The 6,198-nt window shown below is 69.4% G+C and carries 7 protein-coding genes; 2 read left to right on the top strand and 5 right to left on the bottom strand.

The features are described 5' to 3' along the window. Positions 1-216 precede the first annotated feature (216 nt). Both A9X01_RS21610 and A9X01_RS21605 read left to right on the top strand, forming a co-directional pair. Positions 217-891 (top strand): MOSC domain-containing protein, encoded by a 675-nt coding sequence (locus tag A9X01_RS21610; protein WP_253849277.1) that lies wholly within the window; start codon positions 217-219, stop codon positions 889-891. A gap of 35 nt (positions 892-926) precedes the next feature. Beyond that, positions 927-1,676 carry a CPBP family intramembrane glutamic endopeptidase gene (locus A9X01_RS21605; protein WP_065122695.1) on the top strand — a complete coding sequence of 250 codons (750 nt, stop codon included), beginning with the start codon at positions 927-929 and terminating at the stop codon, positions 1,674-1,676. 1 nt (position 1,677) lies between these two features. On the opposite strand, the gene A9X01_RS21600 is transcribed toward A9X01_RS21605, so the two are convergent. The 5 genes from A9X01_RS21600 to A9X01_RS21580 all read right to left on the bottom strand — a co-directional run bounded on the left by A9X01_RS21600 (position 1,678) and on the right by A9X01_RS21580 (position 6,197). Further along, entirely contained in the window at positions 1,678-2,703 is a 1,026-nt protein-coding gene (locus A9X01_RS21600; RefSeq protein WP_172832580.1) for a zinc-binding alcohol dehydrogenase family protein, read from the bottom strand. Positions 2,704-2,748: 45 nt separating this feature from the next. Further along, positions 2,749-3,051, bottom strand: coding sequence for a GlsB/YeaQ/YmgE family stress response membrane protein (locus tag A9X01_RS21595; protein WP_065036923.1), 303 nt, complete (start codon positions 3,049-3,051; stop codon positions 2,749-2,751). A gap of 101 nt (positions 3,052-3,152) precedes the next feature. Further along, on the bottom strand, positions 3,153-4,232 hold the full coding sequence (locus tag A9X01_RS21590; RefSeq protein WP_065122694.1) for an alanine and proline-rich secreted protein Apa: 1,080 nt from the start codon (positions 4,230-4,232) through the stop codon (positions 3,153-3,155). Positions 4,233-4,274: 42 nt separating this feature from the next. After that, positions 4,275-5,396, bottom strand: a complete 1,122-nt coding sequence (locus tag A9X01_RS21585; protein WP_065122693.1) for a sulfate/molybdate ABC transporter ATP-binding protein — start codon at positions 5,394-5,396, stop codon at positions 4,275-4,277. A 6-nt stretch (positions 5,397-5,402) separates the two neighbouring features. Then, entirely contained in the window at positions 5,403-6,197 is a 795-nt protein-coding gene (locus A9X01_RS21580; protein WP_172832579.1) for an ABC transporter permease, read from the bottom strand. Between the last annotated feature and the right edge of the window lies 1 nt (position 6,198).

Here is a 6,198-nt window from a genome sequence, read left to right as displayed (position 1 = left end):
CTGGTGTCCAGCACGCTGCGCGATCTGGTGATCGGGTCGGGGCTGGCCTTCGAGGACCGCGGCGCGCACCAACTCAAAGGCGTGCCGGGTGAATGGCGGCTGTCGGCGGTCTAAAGGGTGGTGGGTCGTCCTCGGGTGGGGCGGGCCCGGTGGGGCTAACGGAGTGCGATACTGCGCCGGCCCACAGACAGGCCGATCGCTCGCTACGCTGTCCGAGTGGCGAAAGTGTTGTCGGTCAACGTAGCTGGCGGTCGTCCCAACCCCGATCCGCGCGCCATGAAGAAAGTCACCGGCATCGACAAGGTCGCCGTCACCGAGCCGGTCCTGGTCCGGGCGCCAGGCCCCAAGCGCGGCGGGCTGGGCAGCGGGCTCGTCGGCGACACGATCGGCAACAGCAAGTACCACGGCGGTGACGACCAGGCCGTCTACGTCTACGCCCGGGAAGATCTCGACGAGTGGGAGACCAAGCTCGATCGCACCCTCACTCATGGGATGTTCGGTGAGAACTTGACCACCACGGGCGTCGAGGTCACCGGGGCCAGGATCGGTGAGCGCTGGCGGGTCGGCACCGAGGGGTTGCTGCTGGAGGTTTCCGCGCCCAGAACGCCGTGCCGGACCTTCTCGGCGTTCCTCGAGCTGAGCCACTGGATGAAGACCTTCACCCAGGCCGGTAAACCGGGCGCCTACCTCCGGGTGCTCGAGCCGGGGACCGTTCAGGCCGGCGACGAGATCACCATTGTCGACCGGCCCGACCACGACGTGACGATCGGCATGGTCTTCCGCGCCAAGATGTCAGAACCCGAGTTGCTCCCCCGGCTCCTGGCCGCCGAGGCCCTCTCCGACGAGTACAAAAACTACGTCCGCCGCCGGCTTGCGGTGCGGGAAAGCTAGGCAGCGCCCATCGCTACGCCGGTAGAATCGCCCCAATGCGTCACCAAATCCTGGAACCGGGCTGTGCTGCGCCGGTGCAACCGGACAGGTTTCGTATCCACGTAGACATCGTCGTGGTCGTCGCGGTCCTGGTGTTGACCAACCTGATCGCGCACTTCACGACCGCTTGGGCGAGCATCGCGACCGTCCCGGCAGCCGCCGTCGGGCTGGTCCTGCTACTTCGCTGGCGCGGATTGGATTGGGCTGAACTCGGTCTGGGCCGCGAGCACTGGAGATCCGGGATGGGCTACGCGCTGGCCGCGGTGGCGCTGGTGGTGTCGGTGATCGCGGTCGGGGTGCTGCTGCCGATCACCCGGCCGATGTTCCTGAACAACCACTACGCGACGATCTCTGGTGCGGTCATTGCCTCGATGGTCATCATCCCGTTGCAGACCGTCATTCCCGAGGAACTCGTCTTCCGCGGCGTGCTGCACGGCACGTTGCATCGGGCCTGGGGGTTCCGTGGCGTCGCGCTGGCCGGATCGCTGCTCTTCGGGTTGTGGCACATCGCCACCTCGCTGGGCCTGACCAGCAATAACGTCGGCTTCACCCGGCTATTCGGCGGCGGCGTCTTCGGCATGGTGGCCGGTGTGACGCTCGCGGTCCTGGCCACCGGCACGGCCGGCTTCGTGTTCAGTTGGCTGCGCAGGCGCAGCGGCAGTCTGATCGCGCCGATCGCGCTGCACTGGTCGTTGAACGGCGTGGGCGCCCTGGCCGCGGCGCTGGTCTGGCACCTGTCCAGCTGACCTACACCAGAAGTACCGCGGCTCCGGCTATCCGGCCCGAGCTGAGATCGGTCAGCGCCCGATCGGCTTGTCCCAGCGGGTATTCCGGCGTGGTGACGTCGATGTGATACTGCGCGGCGAAGTCGAGGAACCCACGGGCATCGGCTCGCGTGTTCGAAGTGACCGATCGAATTTGGCGCTCCTGGAACAGATGTCGTTGATAGTTGAGCGACGGGATGTCGCTCAGATGGATTCCGGCGATCGCGAGCGTGCCGCCCCGGTCGAGAGCCTCGAGCGCGGGTAGCACCAGATCGCCGACCGGGGCGAACAGGATCGCCGCGTCCAGTGGAACCGGCGGCGGGTCGGAGGCACCCTGCGCCGACGCAGCGCCCAGCCCCAGCGCCAGCTCACGCGCCGCGGCGCCGCGGGTCATGACATGCACCTCTGCACCCTGCGCCAACGCGACCTGGGCGGTGATGTGCGCGCTACCCCCAAATCCGTAGAGCCCCAGCCGGCCTCCCGGCGGCACCTCGGCGCGCAACAGGGAGCGGTAGCCGATGATCCCGGCGCACAGCAGCGGCGCCAGCTCGCTGTCGCTGTAACCCGCCGGCAGGTGATGTGCGAAAGCGGCTGGCACCGTGGCGAACTCGGCGTAGCCGCCGTCAGCGTCCCAACCCGTGTAACGGGACTGCGGACACAGGTTCTCGTCGCCCCGGCGGCAGTATTTGCACGTCCCGCAGGTGTGTCGCAGCCAGGCGATGCCCACCCGGTCGCCCACCTTGAAGGCGTCGCCGGCGGCTGAGCCGACCTCGACCACCTCCCCCACCACCTCGTGGCCGGGAGTTACCCGCTCGCGGTGCACGGGCAGGTCACCCTCGGTGACGTGCAGGTCGGTGCGGCACACCCCGCACGCCAGCACGGCCACCAGCAGCTCGGTCGGCGCGGGCCGCGGAACCGCGGTGCTGACGCGTTCAAGCGGCTGGGTCCGCATAGGCCCGGGTGCACGCACCTGCCACGCGGTCATCGTCCGGGCGGTCGGCGGCGCCATTACCCCATCATGCCGCGAAGGACCATGCCGCCAAGGCGTCCGGTCCTAACCGCGCCGCTGTACCAGCCCGACGAGCCACAGCAGGATCACCGAGCCCAGGATCGCGGTGAAGAAGGTGAACCACCAGCCGCCCGACGCGGTGTCGAAGGCGAAGCTGAGCAGAAAGCCACCTATCAACGCACCGACCACACCGATCACGATGTTCATCAGGATGCCCGAGCCGCCGCCCTTGACGATCTTGCCGGCGATCCAGCCGGCCAGCGCACCGATGATGATGTAGCCGATCCAGCCCACGCTGGTGAGGGTCGACGAGCGAGCAAGGAATTCGGTAGCGGCAACGATGTCCATCAGGGTCTCCTATCGCCATCCCAGCCCCATTGCTGGGTTGTGACTTCGGTATACGCCTTCTGGATAACGATTCAAGCGTCGATTTGCGGCGCCTGCCGAGGTCAGGCCGGCTGGCTCCGCTGTTCGGTCGCCGCCGGCGCCCCGGCGGCCGGTGCTTGGGCCGGTGCCGGGGCCGGCGCGGGAACCTGAGCCGGAGCGGGAGCGGGTGCCGGCGCACCCGCGTCCGGCGCGGGCGCAACCGGGGGCGCTGGCGCCACGGGGGCGGGCGCCGGTGCGCCAGGAACCGCGCCGGGAACCCCTTCCGGAGGCGGGGCGGCGGGGGCTGCTGGTGCATTCCAAGGCCGGATCGACTCGGCCAGCGCCTTCGCGGCGTTCTTGTCCACCGGATTGTTCGACGTGCCCAGCCACACCACGAACCAGCGCTGCGGCGGTCCGCCGGTGGCCCCGGCCGGGTTCCCGACCACGCCCGTCCAGATCTGGCCCACCGGCTTGGTGGCGTCACTGAACTTCACTTCGTAATACGACGCGCTGCCCGACTCGCCATTGGCATTGAGCGGCACGGTCTCCTGGTTGACCCGGGTGCCGGGGTACGGCATGAAGAACTCGCCCATGTCCGAGCCGAGCCGGACGGCCGCCTTGGGGTTGGTGGCCTCGGCGCTGGCGTAGAGCTTCTGGTCCAGCCGGCCCAGCACGATGCGGGTGTCGTTGGCCACCGGTTGCGGCTGGCCGGGCATCGGGGCCTCACCGGCTGCCTTGCTCAGCAGCGCCGAACCGTAGTCCAGGTGCGAGGCGTCGGATTCCACCCAGCCAGGCGGAAGGACGAAGCTGAATCCGCCGACGGCATTGGTGATTCGCCCGGCGTTCGGGTCCGGCGGGGGTGGCGCGTTCGGATCCGCGGGTGGCGGCACCGCATTGGGGTCACCCGGCTGCGCGTTCGGGGTCGGGCTAGGGCTGGCCCCTGGCGGCGGGGTTGCCGGCGTGCTTGGGGTTGCTCCAGGCGCAGGTGTCGGTGACGCGGCCGGCGGCGCGACGGTCGGTGACGGCGGAGGCACCGGCTCCGGGTCGGCGCTCGAGGTAGCCGGCAAGGCGATGGTGACGACGCTGGCACTGGTCGCGGCGGCAATGGCCAGCGATGCCAGTAATCCTTTGCGGCGTGACGGGTTCGGGTCCACCTGATGCATGGGCACGAACCTACCGTGTTGCCGCTGCGAAGCAAGGAAAGACTACCCGGTGTCTCCCCAGTTCGTGGACCGGCGAAAGGCCGGGTGCAGCGCTACCTCGGTGGCTTTGACGCTGAACCACACCCGGGTTCCGACCGTGAGCTGCAATTCCGCCGCGGCGTCCACCGTGATGCTGGCTGCCAGCCCCGGCCCCCCGTCGGGCTGGTCCGCGGCGCGCACCAGGACCGCATGTCCGCGGGTGTCCAACTCGGCAACGGTCACCTCGACGGTGTTGCGCGGGCTGCCGTGGGGCGGCATGTCGTAGACGGCGACGCTTGCCGGGGTGAACACCGCAACCGCGGCGTCGCCGTCGCGAAGCTCCGCCGAATCCGCGATGCCGTGCCACTTCTGACCGGAACCGGTGTACAGGGCCCCGTCGCCGCCGATCGTTCCACTGACCAGGTTCACCCCCGCGATCCGGGCGCCGAAACGGCTACGCGGCGCACTCAGCACGGCGGCCGTCGGCCCGATTTCGGCGATCTTCCCCGACTCCAGCACCAGCACCCGATCGGCCAGGGTGAGCACGTCCAGCAGATCGTGGGTGACCAGGATGACCGCGCAACCGCTGTCGGTGACCACGCCGCGCAGCAGAGCACGGATCGACGCGGCCGCGGAGACGTCGAGTCCGCGGAGAGGCTCGTCGAGCAGCAGAATTTCCGGCTCCGCGGCCAGCGCCCGGGCAATCGCCACGCGTTGGGCCTGCCCGCCCGACAGTTGCCGCGGCTTGCGCTCCGCGAGTTGTTCGGCGTCCACCTCGCGCAGCCAGCGCAGCGCCGACGCCCGATCAGAACGCCTGCTGCGCCGGCTGTTTGTCCCGAAGGCAGCTCCGAAGGCGACATTGCCGAGAACGGTGAGGTGCGGAAACAGCAAGGGGTCCTGCAGGAGCAGACCGACCCGGCGGCGGTGGGTGGCGACTTCTACCCGCGCAGCGGTGTCGGTCAACACCCGGTCGCCCAACCGCACCCGACCCGCATCGGGCCGGAGCAGGCCCGCGATCACATGCAGCGCGGTCGACTTGCCGGCGCCATTGGGTCCCAGCACCGCTACCACCTCACCGGGAGAGACCGTGAACTCCAGGTCCAGATTCCGGGCGGTGACCACCGCGCGCAGCTGCAGTTCGCTCATCGCCGGCTACCGCGCGTCGGGTCCGGTCAGGCGCCGTGAGCCCAGCCCCAGCACCACCAGCGCCGCCACCACCACCAGCAGAAGTGACAGTGCCACTGCGGCATTGGGGTCATCGACGCGTTGCAGGTAGATCTCCAGTGGGAGCGTCCGGGTCACGCCCTGCAGCGAACCGGCAAACGTCAAGGTAGCGCCGAACTCCCCCAGCGCCCGCGCGAAGGCCAACACCGCGCCGGACACCAGGCCCGGCACCAGCAGCGGCAGCGTCACCCGCCACCACACCGTGGTCGGCCGCGCTCCCAGCGTCGCCGCCACCACCTCGTAGTCGCCACCGGCGCTGCGCGCGGCACCCTCCAGCGAAATCACCAGAAAGGGCAGCGAGACAAAGGTCTGCGCCATCACGACAGCAGTGGTGCTGAACGCCACGCTGACGCCGGCGGTCTCCAGATACCGCCCGACCAAACCCAACCGGCCGAACGCGTAGAGCAGCGCGATGCCGCCGACGACCGGGGGCAGCACCAGCGGCAACAGGATCAAAGGGCGCAGCAGACGCACCACTCGCAGTTGGCTGCGGGCCAGCACCAACGCCATGGGCACGCCCAGCACCACACATACGGCGGTGCTCGCCGCGGCCGTCTTCAGGCTCAGCACCAGCGCCGTCGCCGAGGAGTCGCTGCTGATCAACGACCAGAAGTGCGGCCAGTCGACCTTGGCGGCCGTCGCCACCAGCGGCAACCCGATGAACACCGTCCCGATGGCGGCCGGGATGTACACCCAGCGCGGCAGGTTGGTGAGCGAGGGCACT

Origin of the sequence: Mycobacterium asiaticum (assembly GCF_001668675.1) — a bacterium.
GTDB lineage: Bacteria > Actinomycetota > Actinomycetes > Mycobacteriales > Mycobacteriaceae > Mycobacterium > Mycobacterium asiaticum_D.
Note: the sequence above shows the minus strand (reverse complement) of the source record. Positions and strands in the feature narration are given on the sequence as shown.

Coding starts and splice junctions, on each gene's coding strand:
- A9X01_RS21605 (WP_065122695.1), top strand. CDS start 927: ATGCGTCACCAAATCCTGGAACCGGGCTGTGCTGCGCCGGTGCAACCG.
- A9X01_RS21600 (WP_172832580.1), bottom strand. CDS start 2,703: ATGGCGCCGCCGACCGCCCGGACGATGACCGCGTGGCAGGTGCGTGCA.
- A9X01_RS21595 (WP_065036923.1), bottom strand. CDS start 3,051: ATGGACATCGTTGCCGCTACCGAATTCCTTGCTCGCTCGTCGACCCTC.
- A9X01_RS21590 (WP_065122694.1), bottom strand. CDS start 4,232: ATGCATCAGGTGGACCCGAACCCGTCACGCCGCAAAGGATTACTGGCA.
- A9X01_RS21585 (WP_065122693.1), bottom strand. CDS start 5,396: ATGAGCGAACTGCAGCTGCGCGCGGTGGTCACCGCCCGGAATCTGGAC.